The 23,953-nt window shown below is 58.6% G+C and carries 18 protein-coding genes; 12 read left to right on the top strand and 6 right to left on the bottom strand.

Translation table 11 applies throughout. From position 1 onward, the window contains the following. Positions 1–32 precede the first annotated feature (32 nt). Positions 33–1,961: a transglycosylase SLT domain-containing protein gene (locus AC3Y64_RS19220; RefSeq protein WP_489984896.1), complete on the bottom strand. Its 1,929-nt coding sequence runs from the start codon at positions 1,959–1,961 to the stop codon at positions 33–35. 214 nt (positions 1,962–2,175) lie between these two features. On the opposite strand from AC3Y64_RS19220, the gene AC3Y64_RS19215 reads away from it, so the two are divergent. After that, positions 2,176–4,098, top strand: a complete 1,923-nt coding sequence (locus tag AC3Y64_RS19215; RefSeq protein WP_489984895.1) for an ATP-binding cassette domain-containing protein — start codon at positions 2,176–2,178, stop codon at positions 4,096–4,098. Positions 4,099–4,238: 140 nt separating this feature from the next. Here AC3Y64_RS19215 and AC3Y64_RS19210 read toward each other — a convergent pair whose 3' ends face one another. Continuing rightward, complete coding sequence (locus AC3Y64_RS19210) at positions 4,239–4,676, bottom strand: universal stress protein (RefSeq protein WP_053122097.1); 438 nt, start codon at positions 4,674–4,676, stop codon at positions 4,239–4,241. A gap of 103 nt (positions 4,677–4,779) precedes the next feature. On the opposite strand from AC3Y64_RS19210, the gene AC3Y64_RS19205 reads away from it, so the two are divergent. From AC3Y64_RS19205 to AC3Y64_RS19175, 7 genes are all read left to right on the top strand, one after another. After that, a complete protein-coding gene (locus tag AC3Y64_RS19205) occupies positions 4,780–5,217 on the top strand; it encodes a hypothetical protein (RefSeq protein WP_489984894.1) in 438 nt (145 codons plus the stop codon). A gap of 523 nt (positions 5,218–5,740) precedes the next feature. Further along, complete coding sequence (fadB, locus tag AC3Y64_RS19200) at positions 5,741–7,888, top strand: fatty acid oxidation complex subunit alpha FadB (RefSeq protein ID WP_489984893.1); 2,148 nt, start codon at positions 5,741–5,743, stop codon at positions 7,886–7,888. Between the two features lie 32 nt (positions 7,889–7,920). Then, a complete protein-coding gene (gene fadA / locus AC3Y64_RS19195) occupies positions 7,921–9,096 on the top strand; it encodes an acetyl-CoA C-acyltransferase FadA (protein WP_007910465.1) in 1,176 nt (391 codons plus the stop codon). A 98-nt stretch (positions 9,097–9,194) separates the two neighbouring features. Next, on the top strand, positions 9,195–9,431 hold the full coding sequence (locus AC3Y64_RS19190; protein WP_064392833.1) for a DUF1653 domain-containing protein: 237 nt from the start codon (positions 9,195–9,197) through the stop codon (positions 9,429–9,431). 114 nt (positions 9,432–9,545) lie between these two features. Continuing rightward, positions 9,546–12,176, top strand: coding sequence for a type I DNA topoisomerase (gene topA, locus AC3Y64_RS19185; protein ID WP_489984892.1), 2,631 nt, complete (start codon positions 9,546–9,548; stop codon positions 12,174–12,176). A 143-nt stretch (positions 12,177–12,319) separates the two neighbouring features. After that, positions 12,320–12,844 (top strand): DUF6586 family protein, encoded by a 525-nt coding sequence (locus AC3Y64_RS19180; RefSeq protein WP_489984891.1) that lies wholly within the window; start codon positions 12,320–12,322, stop codon positions 12,842–12,844. Between the two features lie 106 nt (positions 12,845–12,950). Next, positions 12,951–13,184 carry a hypothetical protein gene (locus AC3Y64_RS19175; RefSeq protein ID WP_007953047.1) on the top strand — a complete coding sequence of 78 codons (234 nt, stop codon included), beginning with the start codon at positions 12,951–12,953 and terminating at the stop codon, positions 13,182–13,184. Between the two features lie 92 nt (positions 13,185–13,276). Here the strand turns inward: AC3Y64_RS19175 and sulA are convergent, their stop codons facing one another. Then, positions 13,277–13,750 (bottom strand): SOS-induced cell division inhibitor SulA, encoded by a 474-nt coding sequence (sulA, locus tag AC3Y64_RS19170; RefSeq protein ID WP_489984890.1) that lies wholly within the window; start codon positions 13,748–13,750, stop codon positions 13,277–13,279. A 10-nt stretch (positions 13,751–13,760) separates the two neighbouring features. Further along, positions 13,761–14,369, bottom strand: a complete 609-nt coding sequence (gene lexA / locus AC3Y64_RS19165) for a transcriptional repressor LexA (RefSeq protein ID WP_003226590.1) — start codon at positions 14,367–14,369, stop codon at positions 13,761–13,763. A gap of 229 nt (positions 14,370–14,598) precedes the next feature. On the opposite strand from lexA, the gene AC3Y64_RS19160 reads away from it, so the two are divergent. The 4 genes from AC3Y64_RS19160 to AC3Y64_RS19145 all read left to right on the top strand — a co-directional run bounded on the left by AC3Y64_RS19160 (position 14,599) and on the right by AC3Y64_RS19145 (position 20,527). Next, entirely contained in the window at positions 14,599–15,306 is a 708-nt protein-coding gene (locus AC3Y64_RS19160; RefSeq protein ID WP_158955709.1) for a TetR/AcrR family transcriptional regulator, read from the top strand. Positions 15,307–15,464: 158 nt separating this feature from the next. Next, a complete protein-coding gene (gene nagZ, locus AC3Y64_RS19155) occupies positions 15,465–16,475 on the top strand; it encodes a beta-N-acetylhexosaminidase (protein ID WP_489984889.1) in 1,011 nt (336 codons plus the stop codon). 12 nt (positions 16,476–16,487) lie between these two features. Further along, a complete protein-coding gene (locus AC3Y64_RS19150) occupies positions 16,488–17,225 on the top strand; it encodes an S-methyl-5'-thioinosine phosphorylase (RefSeq protein ID WP_489984888.1) in 738 nt (245 codons plus the stop codon). Positions 17,226–17,233: 8 nt separating this feature from the next. Then, positions 17,234–20,527, top strand: coding sequence for a DEAD/DEAH box helicase (locus AC3Y64_RS19145; RefSeq protein WP_489984887.1), 3,294 nt, complete (start codon positions 17,234–17,236; stop codon positions 20,525–20,527). A 147-nt stretch (positions 20,528–20,674) separates the two neighbouring features. Here the strand turns inward: AC3Y64_RS19145 and AC3Y64_RS19140 are convergent, their stop codons facing one another. Both AC3Y64_RS19140 and AC3Y64_RS19135 read right to left on the bottom strand, forming a co-directional pair. Further along, positions 20,675–23,365: a DEAD/DEAH box helicase gene (locus tag AC3Y64_RS19140; RefSeq protein WP_489984886.1), complete on the bottom strand. Its 2,691-nt coding sequence runs from the start codon at positions 23,363–23,365 to the stop codon at positions 20,675–20,677. Positions 23,366–23,376: 11 nt separating this feature from the next. Further along, positions 23,377–23,943, bottom strand: a complete 567-nt coding sequence (locus AC3Y64_RS19135; RefSeq protein WP_489984885.1) for a CsiV family protein — start codon at positions 23,941–23,943, stop codon at positions 23,377–23,379. Positions 23,944–23,953: the final 10 nt, after the last annotated feature.

The raw sequence follows: 23,953 nt of genomic DNA, 5'->3' as shown, positions 1-23,953 counted from the left end.
CGGGCATTTTTGTTACTGGGCGTCAGGCGCAGTCATTGATCGTCGAAATAGCGCTCGTGCCAATCCACCAGCGGCTGCGGTGAGTTGAGCTTCTGGCCATAGATCACCGAGTACGAGAGCACGTTCTGCACGTACTGACGGGTTTCGTCGAACGGGATGCTTTCCACCCAGACGTCAAAGCTCAGATGGTCGGCGCCGCGCAACCATTGGCGCACGCGGCCCGGGCCGGCGTTGTAGGCGGCGGAGGCAAGGACACGGTTGCCGTTGAACTGGCTGTGCACCTGGCTCAGATAGGCAGCGCCGAGCTGGATGTTTTTGTCCGGGTCGAGCACTTGCTGCGGTGAGGCCAGCGGGATGCTGAACTTGCGCGCGGTTTCCTTGGCGGTGCCGGGCATCAATTGCATCAAGCCGCTGGCGCCGACGCCGGAGCGTGCATCGTCCATGAACGCACTTTCCTGACGGGTGATAGCGAACACCCAGCTCGAATGCAGGCCGCGCACCTTGGCCTCACGCACGAGGGTGTCGCGGTGGGCCATCGGGAAGCGGATGTCCAGATCGTCCCAGTATTGCGCCTGACTGATCGTGCGGATCGCCGGGAAGTACCATTTCAGGTCGTAAGCGAGTTTTGCCTGGGCAACCATTTCGTCGCGGTTGAAATGCCGGCTGACGTGATACCACTCGCGGCGACCGTCGACGATCTGCCCGCGGGCATGGAATTCCAGGGCGCGGCGCACACCCGGCGTATTCCGCACCTTGTTGATCAGCGCCTGGCTGAGCACCAATGGCTTGTTGTTCAGCGAATAGGGCGATTGCGAGCGGTCGGCGGCAAGGAACCCGTAGAAATCACGTTCTCGTGCGAGGTTCTTGTACAGCGTCTGCGCTTCCGGATTTTGCGGCTGGGCCAGTTCCAGACTACGCGCCTGCCAGTAGCGCCAGCGATTAGTGGTGGCCAGATCCTGCGGCAAGCGGCGAGTCAGTTGATAGGCGTCGTCCCAACGGGCCAGGCGCAGCAACAGGCGCAGGCGCCATTCCGACACGGTGTTGTCGCGCAGTTCCGGGTCGTACTTGGTCATCACGTCCAGCGCGCGACTGTCAAAGCGGCGGGCGAGGGTCAGGCCGATTTCACGGGCTATCGCGACTTTCTCGTCGCGGGAGAAATGCATGCTGCTGGCGTAACCGTCCAGCAAAGCCATGGCCTTGTCCGGATCCTGACGGGCGAGACGGCGCAGGCCGAGGCTGACCACGTCAGACATCGGCTCATCGGCCGGAGTGAAGCGCGAAGGCTGGTTCAGCAGCTCAGGCTTCTGCGCCACATCGACCAGCAGGCGACCGCGCGGGGCGAGGGTAGTCAGGCCGTTGACCAGACTGTTGGCCAGCGGATAGTTACGCGCCTGAGCGGCGAGCTTGGTGCGCTCCCAGCGTTTCTGTTCGGTCAGTTGGCCGTCAGCGGCCCAGATGCCGAACAGCGCGTCACATGCGGCGGGTTGCGATTTACCCGTCAGCCAGAGCTTTTCGGCATTGGCATAACCTTCGGCTTTCTTGTCGTGGGTGATCTGGTACTGCGCGTTGAGGCAGTCCAGTTCGGTGAAGTTGAGTTTCGGATCGTAGTATTTGACGAAGGTCGCCCAGTCGCCACGGTCGGCGAGCCAGCGCAACCAGCGCAACTTCATCCAGTTGGCCTGAGGCAGATCACCGTGCTCGGCGAGGAATTTTTCGATCTCCGCGTTGCTTGCGGTTTTCAGCCGCGCGGTCAGTTCGTCGTAGGCCAGATACGGTTCCAGCGGATAATCGGCCAGCGCCTGGCTGTAGCGGAAATATGGGCCGGTATCGCCTTTGGCCAAGGCTCGCTTGGCTTCATCGTAATACTGGCGTTGGGTGGACAGGTCCACCGCCTGGACGGATTGAACGGCAGCGGCGGTAAGTAGCAAACAGGACAAAACACTGAAAAGGCGACTGCGCATGAGACATCCGGGCAGAGAAATCATGACAAGTGCCGACACGAATCAGCACTGAATTGTCTGTAGCTTAGCCTTTTGCCAGCAAGCGGCGAAAGCTTTGCGGGCCTCACAGCACAAGTTCGCAACAATTGTTGTGCAGAGTGCTTCGACAGACAAATTGCCGGCCTGCTAAAGCCCTAACTCAGGTAGAATGCGCGCCCGGTTTTTGGAGAAGCTCATGACCCTGCTCAAATTCAGCGATGTGTCCCTTGCGTTCGGCGCTATGCCGTTGTTGGACAAGGTGTCCTGGCAGATCGCCCGTGGTGAGCGGGTGTGCATCATCGGCCGCAACGGCACTGGCAAGTCCAGCATGATGAAACTGGTCAAGGGCGACCAGAAGCCCGATGACGGCTCGGTGTGGCGTGCCCCCGGTCTGAAAATCGGCGAATTGCCGCAAGAATTGCCAGTGGCCGACGATCGGACTGTATTCGACGTAGTCGCTGAAGGCCTTGATGGCGTGGGCGCGTTGCTCGCCCAATACCATCACCTTGCGCAGAACTGCGTCACTGAGGAAGACCTGAACAAGCTGATGCACGTTCAGCAAGACCTCGAAGCCCGTGATGGCTGGCGTTTGCAGACGCTGGTCGAAAGCACCTTGAGCCGTCTGCAACTGCCGGCCGACAAGACCCTCGCCCAGTTGTCGGGCGGCTGGCGTCGTCGCGTGCTGCTGGCGCAGGCGCTGGTGTCCGAGCCTGATCTGCTGCTGCTCGACGAACCGACCAACCACCTGGACATCGGTGCGATTGCCTGGCTTGAAGAAGCGCTGAAGGATTTCCAGGGCGCCGTGCTGTTCATCACGCACGACCGTTCCTTCCTGCAAAACCTTGCCACGCGCATTCTTGAACTGGACCGCGGCGGTCTGATCGACTGGAATGGCGACTACGCCAGTTTCCTCGTGCACAAAGAAGCTGCACTGGCCGCTGAAGAAACCGCCAACGCTCTGTTCGACAAAAAGCTGGCCCAGGAAGAAGTCTGGATCCGCCAGGGCATCAAGGCTCGCCGCACCCGTAACGAAGGCCGCGTCCGCGCCCTGAAAGCCCTGCGCGTGGAGCGTAGCGAGCGTCGTGAGCGCACTGGTAAAGCCAACATTCAGTTGGACACTGCCGACAAGTCCGGCAAGCAGGTGATGGTCCTCGAGAACGTGAGTTTCGCTCACCCGGGTGGCCCGTTCCTGATCAAGGATTTCTCGATGGTGCTGACGCGCGGCGACCGTATCGGTCTGCTCGGCGCCAACGGTACCGGCAAGACCACGTTGTTGAAGCTGATGCTCAGCGGCCTGCAACCGACCAGCGGCAAAGTGGAAGAGGGCACGCGCATCGACGTGGCCTACTTCGACCAGTTGCGCCATCAGCTGGATCTGGAAAAAACCGTGATCGACAACGTTGCTGAAGGTCGCGACTTTATCGAGATCGACGGCCAGAACCGTCACGTGCTGAGCTACCTCGGCGACTTCCTGTTCAGCCCGCAGCGTGCCCGCACGCCGGTCAAGGCATTGTCGGGTGGTGAGCGTGCGCGTCTGTTGCTGGCCAAGTTGTTCAGCAAACCGGCGAACCTGCTGGTCCTCGACGAACCGACCAACGACCTCGATGTGGAAACCCTTGAGTTGCTCGAAGAAGTGCTGCTGACCTTCAACGGCACCGTATTGATGGTCAGCCACGACCGGGCATTCCTCGACAACGTGGTGACCAGCACCCTGGTCTTCGAAGGCGAAGGCAAAGTACGCGAATACGTCGGCGGCTATCAGGACTGGATCCGTCAGGGTGGTTCACCACGTCTGCTGGGCGTGACCGAGAGCAAGTCGGGCAAGGCTGATTTGAATTCCGCTGTGGTCACCGCGGAGCCTGCCGTGGTCGCAGCACCGGCCGCCGCTGCCCCGGCTGCCAAGAAGAAGCTGAGCTACAAGCTGCAGCGGGAGCTGGAAGCGTTGCCGGGTGACATCGATGCCAAGGAGCAGCAGATCGCTGCGGTGGAAGCTGAAATGGCTGAGACTGGTTTCTATCAGCGACCTGCTGCTGAAACGGCCAAGGTGATTGCTTCGCTGGAGCAGTTGCAGGCAGAGCTGGATGCGTTGCTGGAACGTTGGGCCGAGCTGGATGCCTGATTGATCCGGTAACAAAAAAGCCCGGCCTCATTTGCGTGAGGCCGGGCTTTTTGTAGGAGCTGCCGAAGGCTGCGATCTTTTGACTTTGTTTTAAAAGAACAAGATCAAAAGACCGCAGCCTTCGGCAGCCCCTATGCGGGTTAGCGTTTGACCAGGTGTACCGCTAATACGTCGCATGGCGCGCCGTGCAGCACGTCATTGGCGGTCGAGCCGAGCAACAGCGCCAGACCGTGACGACCATGGCTGCCGACCACGATCAGATCGCATTGCTGCTCTTTGGCGAAATGATGAATTTCCTGACGTGGCTGGCCATAGGTCAGGTGGCAGTTGGCGCCTTCAAGCTCCGAGTACTTGAGCTTCAGGCGCTCGAGACGCTCCTTGGCCTGATCGAATTGCTGTTGTTGCAGTTGTGACAGATCCATCGGCACGTCGCCGCCGAACGCCATGGCCATCGGCTCGACAATATGCACAAGCGATAGCTTGGCGCCGTTGCTCACCGACAGCTCTCGGGCGCGGTGGATCACAGGGTCGCACTCTTCAGTCAGATCTACGGCGACCAGGATATGGGTGTAGGGCATGAGGTGCTCCTCGTGACGGTTCAATATTGGTAAGTATGGCTGGTTTCAGGCGCATTGGTTCCAAAGTGACACAATGGGCTCATCAATAAACGGGAGTACAGATATGACGGTCTGGTTGGTGGTGTCAATCCTGCTGGTGGTTTTGAGTCCGCTGGCATGGTTGCGTCCATCGCGTGCGCAAAGCGGCCGAATTGCCCTGCGCATGGAGGCGCGCCGCATCGGTCTGGCCATGCAATTGGCGCCTCAGGAGTGGCCGCATTGGCTGGCGCAAGAGCCGCCGAGTCCGTGCGCGCAGTACCATCGCCCGCGCCGTAGCAGCAAACCTGTTTGCTGGACCTACTGGCAGAAATCGCCGGGTGTGTGGGTCAATCAGTGGCAGGAAATCTGTGAGGATCGGACGCTGCTCAATCATTTCGAAAAATTGCCGGGCAATGTCTTCAAGGTTGAAGCGGACAAGCAGATGATCGCCCTGTATTGGGGGGAGAAGGGCGAGGCCACGGTTCTGCAGGACATCGACGCCACGCTGAAAGCGCTGGCATGACGCGCGGATTTTTCCCACTGCAACGGTGGGGAACGTCCGGCAGACGCGCAATAAAAAGCCCGACATGATTCATCGGGCGGGTTGGCCAGGCAGGCCGGTAAACTTTTTGACGGATCAGGCTTCGAACATTCAGCGCATTCCCCGTCGTCCAGCCAGCGTAGCCTGTTAAACAAGGTGCGCAGCGAATTAGGGCGAATTTTCTAACTATTGATTCTATGAATGGCTGCACATGCAGACGCGTGTTGCAGCTCTTCGTGGTACGGAAATGACCGCAAAGTCGCATTTCAACCCGTATTTTGGGCGATTGACAATTGTCGGAAATTCCGTGAAGGTGACGTACCCAAATCAAACGGGCGTATGAATTGAGCGTTTGTCTTACAGACTGCTCCTACAGAATCCCGACTATCGCGTTGGCGGGTGTGCCGGGTGGATTGGCGTTAGCATCGACGAAAAAGCGTCCTGCCAAGCCATTCGCCTGCGTCCGACGTGTACTGTTCAGCTTCCATATCGTGGAGATCAGTTGATGATTTACGAAGGTAAAGCCATCACGGTTAAAGCTCTTGAAAGTGGCATCGTCGAATTGAAATTCGACCTCAAGGGTGAGTCCGTCAACAAGTTCAACCGTCTAACCCTGAACGAACTGCGTCAGGCCGTAGACACCATCAAGGCAGATGCTTCGATCAAGGGCGTGATCGTCAGCAGTGGCAAGGACGTGTTCATCGTCGGCGCCGACATCACCGAATTTGTCGACAACTTCAAGCTGCCGGATGCCGAGCTGGTTGCTGGCAATCTCGAAGCCAACAAGATCTTCAGCGATTTCGAAGACCTCAACGTTCCGACCGTAGCAGCCATCAATGGCATCGCCCTGGGCGGCGGTCTGGAAATGTGCCTGGCAGCTGACTATCGCGTCATGTCCACCAAGGCCAAGATCGGTCTGCCGGAAGTCAAACTGGGCATCTACCCAGGCTTCGGCGGCACCGTGCGTCTGCCGCGTCTGATCGGTGTCGACAACGCTATCGAGTGGATTGCCGCCGGCAAGGAAAACCGCCCTGAAGACGCTCTGAAAGTCAGCGCCGTCGACGCCGTGGTTGCTCCAGAGAAGCTGCAGGAAGCTGCCCTTGAACTGATCAAGCGCGCCATCTCCGGCGAGTTCGATTACAAGGCCAAGCGTCAGCCGAAACTTGAAAAACTCAAGCTGAACGCCATTGAGCAAATGATGGCCTTCGAAACCGCCAAAGGTTTCGTGGCCGGTCAGGCTGGCCCGAACTACCCGGCACCGGTTGAGGCGATCAAGACCATCCAGAAAGCCGCGAACTTCGGTCGTGACAAGGCGCTGGAAGTCGAAGCTGCCGGTTTCGTCAAACTGGCCAAGACCTCTGCTGCGCAGAGCTTGATCGGTCTGTTCCTGAACGATCAGGAACTGAAGAAAAAGGCCAAGGCCTACGACGAAATCGCCAAAGACGTGAAGCAGGCTGCCGTACTCGGCGCCGGCATCATGGGCGGCGGTATCGCTTATCAGTCGGCCTCCAAAGGCACGCCGATCCTGATGAAGGACATCAACGAGCACGGTATCGAGCAGGGTCTGGCCGAAGCCGCCAAACTGCTGGTTGGCCGCGTTGATAAAGGCCGCATGACTGCTGCAAAAATGGCTGAAGTGCTCAACGGCATTCGTCCGACCCTGTCCTACGGCGACTTCGGTCACGTCGATCTGGTTGTCGAAGCGGTCGTCGAGAACCCGAAGGTCAAGCAAGCTGTATTGGCCGAAGTTGAAGGTCAGGTCAAAGAGGACACCATCCTCGCGTCCAACACTTCGACCATTTCCATCAGCCTGCTGGCGAAAGCCCTCAAGCGTCCGGAAAACTTCGTCGGCATGCACTTCTTCAACCCGGTGCACATGATGCCGCTGGTCGAAGTGATCCGTGGCGAGAAGTCGAGTGAGCTGGCTGTTGCCACCACCGTTGCCTACGCCAAAAAAATGGGCAAGAACCCGATCGTCGTCAACGACTGCCCGGGCTTCTTGGTCAACCGCGTTCTGTTCCCGTACTTCGGCGGTTTCGCCAAACTGGTCAGCGCCGGTGTGGACTTCGTCCGTATCGACAAGGTCATGGAAAAGTTCGGCTGGCCAATGGGCCCGGCGTACCTGATGGACGTGGTCGGTATCGACACCGGTCACCACGGTCGTGACGTAATGGCGGAAGGTTTCCCGGATCGCATGAAGGATGACCGTCGTTCGGCCATCGACGTGCTGTACGAAGCCAAACGCCTGGGTCAGAAGAATGGCAAGGGCTTCTATGCCTACGAGGCCGACAAGAAAGGCAAACAGAAGAAAGTTGCCGATCCATCGGTGCTGGAAGTGCTCAAGCCGATCGTTTACGAGCAGCGCGAAGTCACTGACGAAGACATCATCAACTGGATGATGATCCCGCTGTGCCTGGAAACCGTGCGTTGCCTGGAAGACGGCATCGTTGAAACTGCCGCCGAAGCCGACATGGGTCTGGTCTACGGTATCGGTTTCCCTCCATTCCGTGGCGGTGCGCTGCGCTACATCGATTCGATCGGTGTTGCCGAGTTCGTTGCCCTGGCTGACCAGTACGCTGATTTGGGCGCGCTGTACCACCCGACCGCGAAGCTGCGTGAAATGGCCAAAACCGGCCAACGGTTCTTCGGTTAAGCGTCCCAACTTTTGAGCGAGAGTGAAATTTTATGAGCTTGAATCCAAGAGACGTCGTGATTGTCGACTTCGGTCGTACTCCGATGGGCCGCTCCAAGGGCGGCATGCACCGCAACACCCGCGCTGAAGACATGTCGGCGCACCTGATCAGCAAATTGCTGGAACGCAACGCCAAGGTCGATCCTGCTGAAGTCGAGGACGTGATCTGGGGCTGCGTCAACCAGACTCTGGAGCAGGGCTGGAACATCGCGCGCATGGCGTCGCTGATGACCCAGATCCCGCACACTTCGGCCGGCCAGACCGTCAGCCGTCTGTGTGGCTCGTCGATGAGCGCGCTGCACACCGCTGCGCAAGCGATCATGACCGGTAACGGTGACGTGTTCGTGGTTGGCGGCGTCGAGCATATGGGCCACGTGAGCATGATGCACGGCGTCGATCCTAACCCGCACATGTCGCTGTACGCGGCAAAAGCCTCGGGCATGATGGGCCTGACCGCTGAAATGCTCGGCAAAATGCACGGCATCACTCGCGAACAGCAAGATGCTTTCGGCGTGCGTTCCCACCAGTTGGCCCACAAGGCAACCGTGGAAGGCAAGTTCAAAGACGAAATCATCCCGATGCAGGGTTACGACGAGAACGGTTTCCTGAAACTGTTCGACTACGATGAAACCATTCGTCCGGAAACCACCCTGGAAAGTCTGGCGGCTCTCAAGCCAGCCTTCAATCCAAAGGGCGGCACCGTGACTGCCGGTACTTCGTCGCAGATCACTGATGGTGCTTCGTGCATGATCGTGATGTCGGCGCAGCGTGCACAGGACCTGGGTATCCAGCCAATGGCGGTTATCCGTTCGATGGCAGTGGCAGGTGTGGATCCGGCAATCATGGGCTATGGTCCAGTTCCGGCGACACAGAAAGCCCTGAAGCGCGCGGGTCTTGGCATCAACGATATCGACTTCTTCGAGCTCAACGAAGCTTTCGCTGCACAGGCTCTGCCAGTGCTGAAAGATCTGAAAGTACTCGACAAGATGAACGAGAAGGTTAACCTGCACGGCGGCGCGATCGCCCTGGGTCACCCGTTCGGTTGCTCCGGTGCCCGTATTTCCGGCACCTTGCTGAACGTGATGAAGCAGAATAGCGGCACCTTCGGGGTGGCTACTATGTGCATTGGTCTCGGCCAAGGCATCTCCACCGTCTTCGAACGCGTTTAAGCGTCTCGTCGATGGACGCCGGGGCCAAGTGCCCCGGTTTTTGTTTTTGCGGATTTATTTTGTTTTTATTTTGAAAAAATTTGAGTGAGGGCCAAAGCATGCCGATACAACCAGGGCTCTACCAACATTACAAAGGTCCGCAGTACCGTGTATTCAGTGTTGCGCGGCATTCCGAAACCGAAGAAGAAGTGGTGTTTTACCAAGCCCTGTATGGGGAATACGGCTTTTGGGTGCGTCCGCTGAGCATGTTTCTCGAGTCGGTCGAGGTTGACGGCGAGCAGGTGCCGCGCTTTGCTTTGGTGCAAGCCGAACCGAGCCTTTTTTCCAAGGCATGAGGCCAGTGCGCAGGAAACCCTGTGCTTGACCTCACCTTGTATCAACTATATATAGCGGTGCCGCGTCAGGCGCCAACCGCCTTTCACTTTTAGAATTCAGGAATTTTCTGATCCATGGGCAAATCGCTGGTCATTGTGGAATCCCCGGCTAAGGCCAAGACCATCAACAAGTATCTGGGTAACCAATACGTGGTGAAGTCGAGTATCGGCCATATCCGAGACCTGCCCACCAGCGGTTCGGCTAGCGCCAGCAAAGAGCCAGCCGCCAAGCGCGGCAAGGCTGCTGCGGGCGAAGGTCCGGTGCTCTCGCCGAAAGAGAAAGCGCGCAAGCAGCTGGTCTCGCGGATGGGTGTCGATCCCGATCAGGGCTGGAAAGCCAAGTACGAGATCCTTCCGGGCAAGGAAAAGGTCATCGAAGAGCTGCGCCGGCTCGCCAAAGATGCTGACACCATCTATCTCGCAACCGACTTGGATCGCGAGGGGGAAGCCATTGCCTGGCACCTGCGCGAAGCCATCGGTGGTGACGACAGCCGCTACAAGCGCGTGGTGTTCAACGAAATCACCAAGAAGGCGATTCAGGAAGCGTTCTCGGAACCTGGCGAGCTCGACATCGATCGCGTCAACGCTCAGCAGGCGCGTCGTTTCCTTGATCGCGTTGTGGGCTACATGGTCTCGCCCTTGCTGTGGGCGAAGATTGCCCGTGGTCTGTCCGCCGGTCGTGTGCAATCGGTTGCCGTGAAGCTGGTAGTCGAGCGTGAGCGCGAAATTCGTGCCTTCAACCCGGAAGAGTACTGGGAAGTGCATGCCGATCTCGGCACCACCAAAGGCTCGACCGTGCGTTTTGAAGTGGCTCGCGAGAAAGGCGAAGCGTTCAAGCCGCTCAACGAAGCTCAGGCCATGGCCGCGCTGGAGAAGCTCAAGTCCTCCAGCTACAGCATCGTCAAGCGCGAAGACAAGCCGACCAGCAGCAAACCTTCGGCTCCATTTATCACGTCCACCCTGCAACAGGCAGCGAGTAACCGCCTGGGCTTCGGCGTGAAGAAAACCATGATGATGGCCCAGCGTTTGTACGAAGCCGGCTACATCACTTATATGCGTACCGACTCGACCAACCTCTCGGCTGATGCCGTGACGATGGCGCGTGCTTATATTGAAGACGAGTTCGGCAAGAAGTATCTGCCGGAAACGCCGAACGTCTACAGCAGCAAGGAAGGCGCACAAGAGGCTCACGAAGCGATTCGTCCTTCTGACGCTAACACCATTCCGAGCAAGCTGGCAGGCATGGAGCGCGACGCTGAGCGTCTCTATGAGTTGATCTGGCGCCAGTTCCTCGCTTGCCAGATGCTGCCGGCGCAATACCTGTCGACCACTGTCAGCGTTGGCGCTGGCGATTTCGAGCTGCGCGCCAAGGGCCGTATCCTCAAGTTCGACGGTTACACCCGTGTCATGCCACAAATTGCCAAGCCTGGCGACGACGACGTTCTGCCTGATATGGCGCAGGGCGACGTGATGAAGCTGATCAAGCTTGATCCGTCCCAGCACTTCACCAAGCCGCCTGCACGTTACTCGGAAGCAAGCCTGGTTAAAGAAATGGAAAAACGTGGCATCGGTCGTCCGTCGACTTACGCCGCGATCATTTCGACCATTCAGGATCGCGGCTATGTGACCCTGCACAACCGTCGTTTCTATTCGGAAAAGATGGGCGATATCGTTACCGAGCGTCTGTCCGAAAGCTTCTCGAACCTGATGGACTACGGCTTCACCGCCGGCATGGAAGAGAATCTCGATGACGTGGCGCAGGGCGAGCGCGACTGGAAAAGCGTGCTCGACGAGTTCTACGGCGACTTCAAAAAGAAACTCGAAGTGGCCGAAAACCCGGAAAGCGGCATGCGTGCCAACCAACCGGTGATGACAGATATTCCGTGCACCACTTGCGGTCGGCCGATGCAGATCCGTACTGCTTCGACTGGTGTGTTCCTCGGTTGCTCGGGCTACAGCCTGCCGCCGAAAGAGCGTTGCAAGGCCACCGTCAATTTGGTGCCGGGCGATGAAATCGCTGCGGACGACGAAGGTGAATCCGAGTCGCTGGTACTGCGTGGCAAGCATCGCTGCCCGATCTGCAGCACGGCGATGGACGCTTACCTGCTCGATGAGAAGCGCAAGCTGCACATCTGCGGTAACAACCCGGATTGCGCCGGCTACGAAATCGAAGAAGGTAGCTATCGCATCAAGGGCTACGAAGGTCCGAGCCTGGAATGCGACAAGTGCGGCAGCGAGATGCAGCTCAAAACCGGTCGTTTCGGCAAGTTCTTCGGTTGCACCAACCCTGAGTGCAAGAACACCCGTAAGCTGCTGAAGAGCGGTGACGCTGCGCCGCCGAAGATGGATCCGGTGAAGATGCCTGAGCTGAAGTGCGAAAAGGTCAACGACACCTACATCCTGCGCGATGGTGCTTCCGGTCTGTTCCTGGCAGCCAGTCAGTTCCCGAAAAACCGCGAGACCCGTGCTCCGCTGGTGATCGAGATTCTGCCGCACAAAGACGAGATTGATCCGAAGTATCACTTCCTCTGTGAAGCACCGCAGAAGGATCCTGATGGTCTGCCGGCAGTCATCCGCTACAGCCGCAAGACCAAGGAGCAATACGTGCAGACCGAAGTCGACGGCAAGCCTACCGGTTGGAAGGCTTACTACGATGGCGGTAAATGGACGGTAGAAGACAAGCGTACGAAGGCCAAAGCTGAGTAAGCATTAGCCCGATACTGAAAGGCCGCATGAGCACCCTCGGGTTTTCATGCGGCCTTTTTGTTTTCTGCTTGCGGTGGGATCGGCTGATCCACGACACTGTGCGGCCTGTGTGAAGCAATTATTTCGTAGTGGAGACTGCCTTCATGGCCCACGAGCTCTATACCCGTACTAACCAGAAGATCTATTTCGCCGGCCTGTCGCTGGAAGCCTTGGCTCGCGCAGAAGAGGGGCGGGCGATGAATTCTTTGGCGCTCATTCAGGCTGGGCGCGAATCGGCGTTGTTTCACCTCTACGGCGCCTTGTTGGGCCTTTGCCATGAAATCGCAGGTTTCTATCGTTTGCCACAAGCCAATGCGCCACGTGCAGAGATGTTGCTGACACGCGAAGTACTGGAATCGATTGCGATCCCGGAGCTGGCGGAAATGATCGAGCTGGCAGGGAACTCGGAAACGTGGCTGGCAAAGCTGCTGGCGGCGCATTCGGCAATGTTTCAACCGCCTCGTGTACCCCGTAAGCCAAAAGGCGATGTGACACAGCCGTTGATTCAGGCCGTTAACCTTGACGAAGAAGAGGCACCTGAAGAGTTGAGCCGAGAGGAGCTGGAGAGCTGGCGGCAGAACCTTAAAGGTTTGGCTCTGCGCTTTCGCGAAGGCTTGAACGAGTGCTGAGGGTGATTGACACGGTGGCAATCTGAAACATGCTGCTGGTCAAGATCCCAAGCGAAGCCTGAATGATGTCTATATAATCGCTGCCTTTCGTGGAGAACAGACCTATATGCCAACGTCCTTTCTAGAAATTGTCGAGTTACCAGACGGCCGAATCGAACTGCGCAGGGCTGAGGACGAAGGTTCTCTGGTGACGCTGGATTTCTCCGAGGATGCCAAGGCGTTCCTGCAAGGTCAGCATGTCGAAATCGCCAAGGCCATGTTGAGCGTCGGCGTTCAGATGGCAGGCCGCATGGTTGAAGGCGAGTTTGATAAGGACGAGGGGCCGCGCGTTCTTCATTGATCGCCATCGGTTTTTTTTGACGTTATCGCTTCAGATCGGCTTCTCTGTCCTTTGAGAAGCCCTGCGCTTCACACAGCGCGAGTTGCCAAGTACTAACCCAATCGAATGTTCAGGCTCTGAGCATCGCCCGTACGTGCGGCGCTGATCAGCTGTTGCCGTGAATGGGTGTTCAGCGGGTTGAGCCAGGTGACCACCGTATGGCTACGGCCCAGGCGCAATGCTTCGCATGCCAGTTGCTGAGCACTTTGAGCGCCCCGAGGTTGCAGCAGTAGAATACGTTCGCGGTTCAGGCCAGCGTCTCGCAGCCAGGTTTGCGTCAGGCTGGCGGGTGGCGCGATCAAAGTCAGCCAGCGAGCGTCCTGATCTTCACTGAGTTCGCGAAGGATCGGGGCAAGCAGGTTCAGGCAGTTCCCGGCCGCACCGCGCAGTGACAGCTCACTGAATACTTCAGGCTCGGCATTCCACGGACGATCGACCACTTCTTTCAGGATCGGCGCCATCGGTTGCGCCAGAAACGCTTCGAATAAAGGCAGTTGTGTTTGCTGAGGTATGTGTGGGAACTGCATAAAGCCTCCTTTAGCGGCGAATGACGCCGACACTCAAGCCTTCGATCACCAGTTCCTGATCTTTCAGGTCAACTTCGATAGGGGCGAACTCTGGATTCTCGGCAATCAGCCAGACCTTGCTGCCTTCACGCTTGAAGCGTTTGACGGTCACTTCATCGCCGATGCGGGCAACGACGACCTGGCCATTGCGCGCTTCACGTGTGGTGTGAACGGCCAGCAGGTCGCCATCAAAAATACCGATGTCCTTCATGCTCATGCCGTGCACGCGCAACAGATAGTCAGCGCGAGGATGGAAGAAGGCTGGATTGATGTTGCAGGATTCTTCGATGTGTTGCTGGGCGAGGATAGGAGCGCCGGCGGCGACCCGGCCAATGATCGGCAGAGTGGAGTCGTCAGCCTTGGCTTCGAAGCCCGGAATGCGGATGCCCCGTGAAGCGCCGGGAGTCATCTCGATCGCACCCTTGCGGGCCAGAGCCTTGAGGTGTTCTTCGGCAGCGTTGGGCGATTTGAAGCCCAATTCCTGAGCGATTTCCGCGCGTGTTGGCGGGTAGCCGTTGTCTTCGAGGCAACGTTTGATAAAGGCCAGAATCTCGGCTTGGCGTGGCGTCAGCTTTAGCATATTGATCGCTCTGTCTTTTTATACAGTGACTGGGATTATATACAGTGAAACGCTCTTGGCAATGCCCGTTTTTTTGCCCGCCGCCGGACGGTCGGGAGAAGCGTTTATTAAAGCGTCGGTCTTGTGTGGTTAAATAGCTGACCGACCATTCCCAAAACGAACCGGCAGGCTTGACAAGGCACAGGCTGAAACGTATGTTTCAAACAAGTGTTTGTCAGGCGGAGTAGCCATGGCCCAGTCGGAAACCGTTGAACGCATTCTTGATGCTGCCGAGCAGTTGTTCGCGGAGAAAGGTTTCGCTGAAACCTCATTGCGTTTGATTACCAGCAAGGCTGGCGTCAACCTGGCAGCAGTGAACTATCACTTCGGTTCGAAGAAGGCGCTGATTCAGGCAGTGTTCTCGCGCTTCCTCGGGCCGTTCTGCATCAGCCTCGATAAAGAGCTGGAGCGGCGTCAGGCCAAGCCTGAAAACAAGCCGACGCTTGAGGAGTTGCTGGAAATCCTCGTCGAGCAAGCCCTCGTGGTTCAGCCACGCAGCGGCAACGATCTGTCGATCTTCATGCGCCTGCTCGGCCTCGCGTTCAGCCAGAGTCAGGGCCACTTGCGTCGCTATCTGGAAGACATGTACGGCAAGGTCTTCCGCCGCTACATGTTGCTGGTCAACGAAGCCGCACCACGTATTCCACCAATCGAGCTGTTCTGGCGCGTACACTTCATGCTTGGCGCTGCCGCGTTCAGCATGTCCGGCATCAAGGCCCTGCGCGCGATTGCCGAGACCGATTTCGGCGTCAATACCTCCATCGAACAAGTCATGCGCCTGATGGTGCCGTTTCTCGCTGCGGGCATGCGCGCTGAGACTGGCGTCACTGATGCGGCGATGGCCTCCGCGCAACTGCGTCCGCGCAGCAAATCAACGCCGGTCGCCGCCAAGGTTTAACCGTGCACGGGTGGGCGCGGCTGCTTGTATCCGCTAAGCTAGCCGCCCATGCCGACTCTCGTTCTGAACCCGATCTCAATAGAAATTGCTGACCTGCCGAGCTTGGCTCACGGCAGCGATTTCCTGCGGATCGGGTTTTTCGTTTTCAAGGAATCTCTATGACTGCTGGCCTGCAAGGCTCGTTGATGGTGGACGTCGCCGGTACCTGGCTGACGGCTGAAGATCGCCAATTGCTGCGTCAGCCCGAAGTGGGCGGCCTGATCATTTTTGCGCGCAATATCGAGCACCCGCGCCAAGTGCGTGAGCTCAGCGCAGCCATTCGGGCGATTCGTCCGGATCTGCTGCTGGCGGTGGATCAAGAGGGTGGGCGCGTGCAGCGTCTGCGCCAAGGCTTCGTACGCCTGCCGGCCATGCGCGCCATCGCCGATAACCCGAATGCCGAATACCTCGCCGAGCAGTGCGGCTGGATCATGGCCACCGAAGTGCTGGCGGTCGGCCTCGACCTGAGCTTCGCCCCGGTGCTCGATCTGGATTACCAGCGCAGCGCTGTGGTCGGCACCCGTTCGTTCGAAGGTGATCCCGAGCGCGCCGCGTCGCTCGCCGGTGCTTTCATTCGCGGCATGAACAGCGCGGGCATGGCTGCCACCGGCAAACACTTCCCCGGTCACGGCTGGGCGGAAGCGGATTCCCATGTAGCGATCCCGAATGACGAGCGCAGCCTTGAGGAGATCCGCGCCAACGATCTCGTACCGTTCGCCAGACTCAGCAAGCAACTCGCTGCGGTGATGCCGGCCCACGTCATTTATCCACAAGTGGATTCGCAGCCTGCCGGTTTCTCCCGGCGCTGGCTGCAGGACATCCTGCGCGGCGAATTGCAATTCGACGGCGTGATCTTCAGCGACGACTTGTCGATGGCCGGTGCCCACGTGGTCGGCGACGCTGCCAGCCGTATTGAAGCGGCGTTGACCGCCGGATGCGACATGGGCCTGGTGTGCAACGACCGGGCTGCCGCTGAGCTCGCCTTGAGCGCCGCGCAACGCATGAAGGTCAAGCCGTCCGCGCGCATCGCCCGCATGCGCGGTCAGGCATTCGCCAGCACCGATTACCGTCAGGATCCGCGCTGGCTCAGCGCTATCGGCGCGCTCAAAGACGCTCAACTGATCGATTAAGGATTTTTCGTTATGACGGTTTACGCAATCATCGGCGGCACCGGATTGACCCAGTTGGAAGGCTTGACCCTTCGTCAATCGCTGGCGGTGGACACGCCCTACGGCGCACCGTCGGCCGAAGTTCAGCTTGGCGAGTACGCTGGCAAGGAAGTGTTGTTTCTCGCACGTCACGGCCACCCGCATCGTTTTGCGCCGCACAAGGTCAACTACCGCGCCAACCTGTGGGCGCTGAAGCAGGCCGGCGCCGAAGCGATCATCGCCGTGAATGCCGTGGGCGGCATTCATTCGGCCATGAGCATCGGGCATTTCTGCGTGCCACACCAGATCGTCGACTACACCAGCGGTCGCGAGCACACCTTCTTCGCCGATGATCTGGAGCGCGTCACCCACATCGACTTCAGTTTTCCCTACAGCGAGCCGCTGCGCCAGCAATTGATTGCTGCGGTGGCTGCCGAAGGCTATGAGTGCAGTGATCAAGGTGTTTATGCCTGCACCCAGGGCCCGCGTCTGGAGACGGTCGCCGAGATCGTGCGCCTGGAGCGTGACGGCTGTGACATCGTCGGCATGACCGGCATGCCTGAAGCCGCACTGGCCCGTGAGCTGGATCTAGATTACGCCTGTCTGGCGCTGGTGGTGAATCCCGCGGCGGGCAAGACCACGCAAGTGATCACCATGGCCGAGATCGAGCAAGCGTTGCATGACGGCATGGGCAAGGTGAAATCGGCGTTGGCGCGGGTGTTGGCTGGCTAAGGACTACCATGAGCATTCTCATCGAACAGCTTAAGTCGTTGGCCTGGACCCGGGCATTCACTAGCAACGCGCTGGCCAAGGCTCGGGCTTATGCCGCCGATGATCGGGTAGAGATCATCGAGATCGATGACAGAAAGATCGAGGCGTTCTGCGTCGGTTCGGAAGATCAGGCGTATGAACAAAGCATTTACCTGTCCGAAGATTGGCGGGGTTCCGTCGACTTGCGCTGCCTGTGCAACTGTCCTGTCGCAATCGACTGCAAGCACTGCGCTGCGGTGCTCTATCACCTGCAGGGCAGTGAACATGAGGCGTCTGAAAGTGACGCACAGATCCCGTTGGGCCGGGCGCTGGAGCATTGGCTTTCAGCCATCCCCGTGCCGGCCAAGCCCGCAGAAGAAGGCGCGCAAACCGCAGGCACGCGCCTGTTTTACAAGCTCAAGCCAACGTCAGTGAGCGGCAAGTGGCTGCTCGATATTTTCAAGGTTTCCCAGCTCAAGAGCGGCGAGTTACGCGAAGTCAAACCGATGTATTCGCTCGCGGAAACGCTCATGCGTCAGCCCGGCTACCTGTCCGAGCTGGACCTGCGCGTCGCCAGGCTGCTGGTTGCCATGCACTCTCACCACGCCTATTACAGCGGCTATCCGTTAGAAGGCAGCAGCGGTGCCGAACTTCTCGAAATGCTCTTGCGCACCTCGCGGCTGTTCCTCGATTTCGAGGCTCTGCAACCGTTGGCGTCGGGTGCGACACGCATCGGCCAGTTCGCGTGGGCCGAGCAGGCCGACGGCGGGTTCCGCGCGCAGTGGAGCAGTGCCGAGGCGGCGCAGGAAACTGTTCTGGCGCTGGAGCCGCTTTATTACCTGGATCGTGAACAGCGGCAGATCGGCCCTTTGTTCAATGAACTGGAAGAAAAACTGGCCAGCCATTTGACTCTGGCGCCGGACATTCCGGCGCGTCAGGCCATGCAGTTCAGCCATCGCATGAGTGCGGCAACGCAGGTGGCCCCGCCACACACACTAACGGAACGCATCGTCGACGATGTTTTGCCCAAGGCTCATCTGACACTTGTCAGTATCGAAAGCTCCATGCCCTGGCGGTACGGGCCAGAGCACGCTGCGGTATTACTGTTCACCTATGATGGACATCCTGCTGAAGATCGCAACCCGGAAGTGTTGATCCTTGCGGGTGTTGAAACTCTGCGAATCCAGCGTCAGCCTGCCGCCGAAAAAGCATTGCGTCAGCAACTGCAGAAACACGGTTTAAAGAAGTCAGCGCGTAGAGGTTTTGTTGATCATCCTGGTCAGCGGTTTAATTTGCCCGATGATTCAGCCTGGCTCGCGTTTGCGCAGAATGGCATTCCTGTATTGCGCGAGGCAGGTTGGCAGGTTGATATCAGGCCTGGCTTTCATTTCGACGTGGAGCCAGTCGATCACTGGTTTGCCGAAGTGGAAGAAGAGGCGGGGCGGCAGTGGTTTGATCTGCAGTTAGGCATTGTTGTCAATGGTGAGCGTTACAGCCTGTTGCCGATTTTTCTGCACCTGTTACGCACCCAGCCAATGCTTCTGGACCCAGCCGAACTCGCTCAGCGCCGTGATGACGAGCTGCTATTGGTCGAGTTGGGTGCTGGTCGCTTCAGCTCTAAAATAAGTTGCAAGGTCGCGCTGCCGCTGAGTCGGGTCAAACCGCTGATGGTCACGCTGGGCGAGTTGTACCTGGGCGGTCATCAGGGCGATGCACTGCGTTTGAGTGTCCCGGATGCCGCGCGCTTGAGTATGCTCGATGGCGTACCGCTGGATTGGCAGGGCGGCGAGCGGCTGCGCACCTTTGCCAAGCGCCTGCAGAATTCCAGTCACACCCGTGTCGCCGCGCCGTCCGGGCTCAACGCGCAACTGCGCCCGTATCAACTCGAAGGCCTGAACTGGATGCAGACCCTGCGCGAGCTTGAGGTCGGCGGCATTCTCGGTGATGACATGGGGCTAGGCAAAACCCTGCAGACCCTGGCGCATCTGCTCACGGAAAAACACGCTGGGCGCCTCGATTGCCCGGCTCTGGCGGTGATGCCGACCAGCCTGATTCCCAACTGGCTCGACGAGGCCGAGCGTTTCACCCCCCAGTTGAAAGTATTGGCGCTGCACGGCTCTGGGCGGCAAAAGGATTTCGCTAATCTGGCTGAGTACGATCTGGTGCTGACCACTTACGCGTTGCTGCCGAGGGATCTGGAGACCTTGCAACCGCAGACGTGGAGCGTGCTGATTCTCGACGAAGCGCAGAACATCAAGAACCCGCTCAGCAAAGCCGCGCAGGCCGCACGCGACTTGCAGGCCCGCCAGCGCTTGTGCCTGAGCGGCACGCCATTGGAAAACCACTTGGGCGAGCTGTGGTCGCAGTTTCATTTCCTCATGCCCGGGTGGCTCGGCGACAGCAAGTCTTTCAATCGCGATTACCGCACGCCAATCGAGAAACACGGCAATGTTCAGCGCATGCAGCACCTGACAGCGCGCATCAAGCCGTTTTTGTTACGCCGCAAAAAGGATCAGGTGGCCACCGAATTGCCGCCGAAAACCGAAATTGTCCATTGGGTTGATCTCAGCGACGGCCAGCGCGATGTGTATGAAACAGTTCGTGTAGCTATGGACAAGAAGGTGCGCGACGAAATCGCCCGCAGTGGGGTGGCGCGCAGTCAGATCATCATTCTTGATGCCTTGCTCAAGCTGCGGCAAGTCTGCTGCGACTTGCGTCTGATCAAGATGCCAATGACAGCGAAGGCACTGCGTTCCGGCAGTGGCAAGCTGGTCAGTTTGATGGAGATGCTCGAAGAGTTGCTGGGGGAGGGGCGGCGGATTCTGCTGTTTTCCCAGTTCACTTCGATGCTGGCCTTGATCGAGGAAGAACTGCAGCAACGGCAAATTGCCTACTCGTTGCTGACCGGTGATACCACGGATCGGCGCACGCCGGTGAAGGATTTCCAGGGCGGCAAGGTGCCGTTGTTTCTGATCAGTCTCAAGGCCGGGGGTACCGGTCTGAACCTCACAGCGGCAGATACGGTGATTCACTTCGACCCGTGGTGGAATCCGGCGGTAGAAAATCAGGCCACCGACCGTGCGTATCGAATCGGGCAAAACAACCCGGTGTTCGTTTACAAGCTGATCGCTCGCGGCACGGTAGAGGAGAAAATCCAGGCGTTGCAGCAGGAGAAGGCAGCGTTGGCCGGGGCGGTGCTTGAGGGTGGGACGACGGGTGGCTGGAAGCTGGAGCAGAGTGATATCGACGCGCTGTTTGCGCCGTTGCCTGTTTCCAAAGACTGAGCTTAAGTATTAGAGCAATATCTGATGGCCTCATCGCTGGCAAGCCAGCTCCCACAGGTATCGAGTTGAATCAGAGTCTTGTGCACGACTCATAACCCTGTGGGAGCTGGCTTGCCAGCGATAGCCATTTAACTAGCAACGCAAGTCTCAGCGCTTGTCGAGCTTGTCCGGCAACGGCGCAAACAACGCTTCAATATCATCACTCTGCAACTTCCAGTCCCCGGCCTTGCGCCCATCCAGCACGCCCGCCGCCAGGTCGGATTTTTCCTTTTGCAGGTGCTGAATCTTCTCTTCCACCGTGCCTCGGGCAATCATCTTGTAGACGAACACCGGTTTCTCCTGACCAATCCGATACGCCCGATCCGTCGCCTGATTCTCGGTCGCCGGGTTCCACCAAGGATCGTAGTGAATCACCGTGTCCGCTTCGGTCAGGTTCAAGCCAACGCCGCCAGCCTTCAGGCTGATGAGAAAAATCTGACGCTTGCCGCTCTGGAATTCCTTCACCGGCGTACGTCGATCGCGGGTCTGACCGGTCAACAGCGCGTAGGAAACGTTACGTTTTTTCAGTTCTTCTTCGATCAATGACAGCATCGACGTGAACTGTGAAAACAACAGAATTCGCCGGCCTTCCTCGAACAGCTCCTCAAGCATTTCCATCAAGCTGTCGAGCTTGCCCGAAGTGCTGCCGCGCGCGGGCAGGGTGGCGTCGTTGACCAGGCGCAGATCGCAGCAGACCTGACGCAGCTTGAGCAGCGCTTCAAGAATGATGATCTGACTGCGCGCCACGCCTTTGCGGGTGATTTCGTCGCGGACTTTCTTGTCCATCGCCAGGCGCATGGTTTCGTATACATCACGCTGCGCTTCGTTGAGATCGACCCAGTGGATGATCTCGGTTTTCGGCGGCAGTTCGGTGGCCACCTGTTCCTTTGTCCTACGTAGCAGAAATGGTTTTATCCGACCGTTGAGGTGCTGAAGTCTGACTTCGCTGCCGCGCTTTTCAATCGGCACACGGTAATCGGCATTAAAGCTTTTTACATCGCCGAGCCAGCCCGGCAGCAGGAAGTGAAACAGCGACCACAGCTCGCCCAGATGGTTTTCCAGCGGCGTACCGCTCAGGCACAGACGCTGGCGCGCATTAAGCTCGCGCGCCGCTTGTGCGGCTTTGCTGTTCGGGTTCTTGATGTACTGCGCTTCATCCAGCACCAGCACGTGCAGCGGTTGTTTGGCCAGACGCTCGACATCCTTGGGCAGCAGGGCGTAAGTGGTGAGGATCAGATCGAAATCGGCCAGATTATCGAAATGCTTTTTGCGGGTGGCGCCGTACAGTGCGACCACTTTCAGCTGTGGCGTGAAGTGTGCCGCCTCATCCAGCCAGTTTGGAATCAGACTGGTCGGCATCACCACCATGCACGGGCGATCGAGGCGTCCGGCGATTTTCTCGCTGAGAATATGCGCCAGGGTCTGTAGGGTTTTGCCCAAGCCCATGTCATCCGCAAGAATCCCGCCGACTTCCAGTTGCCGCAGCGATTGCATCCAGCTCAAGCCTTCGAGCTGATACGGACGCAGCGTCGCGTTCAGGCCTTGCGGTGCTTCAGCGCTGAAATCACGAATATCACGCAGACGCTGAGCAAAGGTGCGGATCTGCTCGCCACCCTCCCACAGCAGCGGCAGGCCTTCCAGCGAGTTGAGTCGAGTGGCATCCGCTTTGCTCAAGCGCAGCGTGGTTTCCCCTGGCTCCTGCAAATAGAACTCGCCAAGCGTCATCAACACCGGTTTCAACCGGCCCAGCGGCAACGCCACTTGCAGCGGTCCGTGCTCGCTGTTGCGCTGAGGAATATTGACCAGAATCAACTCGTCATCGCGGCGCCGCGCCAAGCGTTCCGGGTTGAGGATTTCCGCGTGCGAGCGCATCAGGTTGAGCAGGATCGGCAGCAGACTCAGGCGCTCGCCATTGACGATGATCCCCAGTTCCAGATCAAACCAGTCGCGTTCTGGCGCCTGTTCGACCGTGGCGTACCAGTCATCCACGGCGGTCAGATCGAAACCGAATTCCTCATCGATCTGCAATTCCCAGCCTTGAGTGCGCAGCTTCGGCAGATCGTTGAGGGTGAACGTCAGCCAAGCGCTGTCATTGACCATCTCATACAGTTCGCCGGCGCTTTCCGGCAGCGCTTTGCTCTGCCGCGTGGCGATGCGAAAGCCGAGGATTCTTAACTGTTCACGGTAGGACTGTTCGACTTCTGGATGGCGTTTTATCCGTAGCGTCTGGGTTTCCTGACGGATCAGGATGTCGCTGTTTTTCTGCCCGCTGACGTATTCGTCCAGATAGCTGAACGACAGCGCCGCGCGGTGCTGAATGTAGCGCTGCATCTTGCCGTTGCGCGGTTCGAAGGCGCTGAACTCGACGCTGGCCAGCCACAGGCGCGGCACGGGTTGTACATTGTCGACCAGCACTTGCGGCGGGGCCTTCGGACCACGGTTTTCCAGCACGGCTTGGAGCTTTTCGAGTAACTCGGCGTCTTTGGCGGCAGCGGGGTAGTCGAGGGTTTCCTGCACTTTCAGCAGGACTGCGGCGCAGTGTTTGCAGTTGGTACGCACCGGGCAGGTGCAGCCGGCATCCACCAAGAGCAAAGTGCCTTTGGCTGACTCGCGCAGATGGATGGTCTGACGGTAGACGTTGCCGCCAGAGCCTTCGCAACTGGCGGTGATCGTTGCATCGCCGACTTGCGCGATGCGTACCCGGTTTTCCAGGGCGTAGCGGCGGCCACGTTCCAGGCTCTGTTCCTTGAATCGGCTGACCCAAGAGGGCGCCAACGGTTTGCTCAGCGGCGGGTTCATAAGGACTTCGATCAGTCCGGAATGGCTTCAGGCGCTTCCCGTGGTGCAGGCGCGGTCAGGGACGTGATCTTGATCAGCAGGGCCAGATGGCCGTTGTCGAGATAGTTGAGTTGGCCGTTCTTGGTGTGGCTGTCCTGTTTCAGCCGCTCGCTGGCGGTGACCATGCCATTGGCGTCGATCTGATTGACCCAGAAGTCGGCGTTCACGTCGGTGAAGCGTCCGAGTTTCATCTCCAGCGTGCCCTCGATCGGGAACTGGCCGAATTGCTCTTGACCGTCGCTGACGGCGACTTTGGCTGGCGTTTCGCCGAGGGTTTGCTGCCAGGCCTTGTGCAGCAGCACGCTGTAGTCGCCGCTGGCGGTGAGCTTGGTAACGACGTCATTCAGCGCTGGCGTGCGCTTGCTGTCATTGCCCAGGCGCTGGGCACCCGCAGCCCAGTCTTCTGGCGCGGCGCGGCTGAAGATGGCCGGCACGGCGTTCTGGCGCACCAGAATCATTTCGACCTGATACAGGTCATCGGCAAAAACCGAAGGCGCTACGAGGGTGAGTAGCAAAGTCAGTGAGCGAAACAGGCGCATGCGGCGTCCT

This window comes from Pseudomonas sp. 4CAES_32.4 (genome assembly GCF_058136335.1).
The sequence above is the reverse complement of the archived record's forward strand: the minus strand, read 5'-3'. Positions and strand labels throughout refer to the sequence as shown.

What these genes read in the sequence shown, in the direction of transcription:
- AC3Y64_RS19220 (WP_489984896.1), bottom strand. Translation starts at nt 1,961, where the DNA reads ATGCGCAGTCGCCTTTTCAGTGTTTTGTCCTGTTTGCTACTTACCGCC.
- AC3Y64_RS19215 (WP_489984895.1), top strand. Translation starts at nt 2,176, where the DNA reads ATGACCCTGCTCAAATTCAGCGATGTGTCCCTTGCGTTCGGCGCTATG.
- AC3Y64_RS19210 (WP_053122097.1), bottom strand. Translation starts at nt 4,676, where the DNA reads ATGCCCTACACCCATATCCTGGTCGCCGTAGATCTGACTGAAGAGTGC.
- AC3Y64_RS19205 (WP_489984894.1), top strand. Translation starts at nt 4,780, where the DNA reads ATGACGGTCTGGTTGGTGGTGTCAATCCTGCTGGTGGTTTTGAGTCCG.
- fadB (WP_489984893.1), top strand. Translation starts at nt 5,741, where the DNA reads ATGATTTACGAAGGTAAAGCCATCACGGTTAAAGCTCTTGAAAGTGGC.
- fadA (WP_007910465.1), top strand. Translation starts at nt 7,921, where the DNA reads ATGAGCTTGAATCCAAGAGACGTCGTGATTGTCGACTTCGGTCGTACT.
- AC3Y64_RS19190 (WP_064392833.1), top strand. Translation starts at nt 9,195, where the DNA reads ATGCCGATACAACCAGGGCTCTACCAACATTACAAAGGTCCGCAGTAC.
- topA (WP_489984892.1), top strand. Translation starts at nt 9,546, where the DNA reads ATGGGCAAATCGCTGGTCATTGTGGAATCCCCGGCTAAGGCCAAGACC.
- AC3Y64_RS19180 (WP_489984891.1), top strand. Translation starts at nt 12,320, where the DNA reads ATGGCCCACGAGCTCTATACCCGTACTAACCAGAAGATCTATTTCGCC.
- AC3Y64_RS19175 (WP_007953047.1), top strand. Translation starts at nt 12,951, where the DNA reads ATGCCAACGTCCTTTCTAGAAATTGTCGAGTTACCAGACGGCCGAATC.
- sulA (WP_489984890.1), bottom strand. Translation starts at nt 13,750, where the DNA reads ATGCAGTTCCCACACATACCTCAGCAAACACAACTGCCTTTATTCGAA.
- lexA (WP_003226590.1), bottom strand. Translation starts at nt 14,369, where the DNA reads ATGCTAAAGCTGACGCCACGCCAAGCCGAGATTCTGGCCTTTATCAAA.
- AC3Y64_RS19160 (WP_158955709.1), top strand. Translation starts at nt 14,599, where the DNA reads ATGGCCCAGTCGGAAACCGTTGAACGCATTCTTGATGCTGCCGAGCAG.
- nagZ (WP_489984889.1), top strand. Translation starts at nt 15,465, where the DNA reads ATGACTGCTGGCCTGCAAGGCTCGTTGATGGTGGACGTCGCCGGTACC.
- AC3Y64_RS19150 (WP_489984888.1), top strand. Translation starts at nt 16,488, where the DNA reads ATGACGGTTTACGCAATCATCGGCGGCACCGGATTGACCCAGTTGGAA.
- AC3Y64_RS19145 (WP_489984887.1), top strand. Translation starts at nt 17,234, where the DNA reads ATGAGCATTCTCATCGAACAGCTTAAGTCGTTGGCCTGGACCCGGGCA.
- AC3Y64_RS19140 (WP_489984886.1), bottom strand. Translation starts at nt 23,365, where the DNA reads ATGAACCCGCCGCTGAGCAAACCGTTGGCGCCCTCTTGGGTCAGCCGA.
- AC3Y64_RS19135 (WP_489984885.1), bottom strand. Translation starts at nt 23,943, where the DNA reads ATGCGCCTGTTTCGCTCACTGACTTTGCTACTCACCCTCGTAGCGCCT.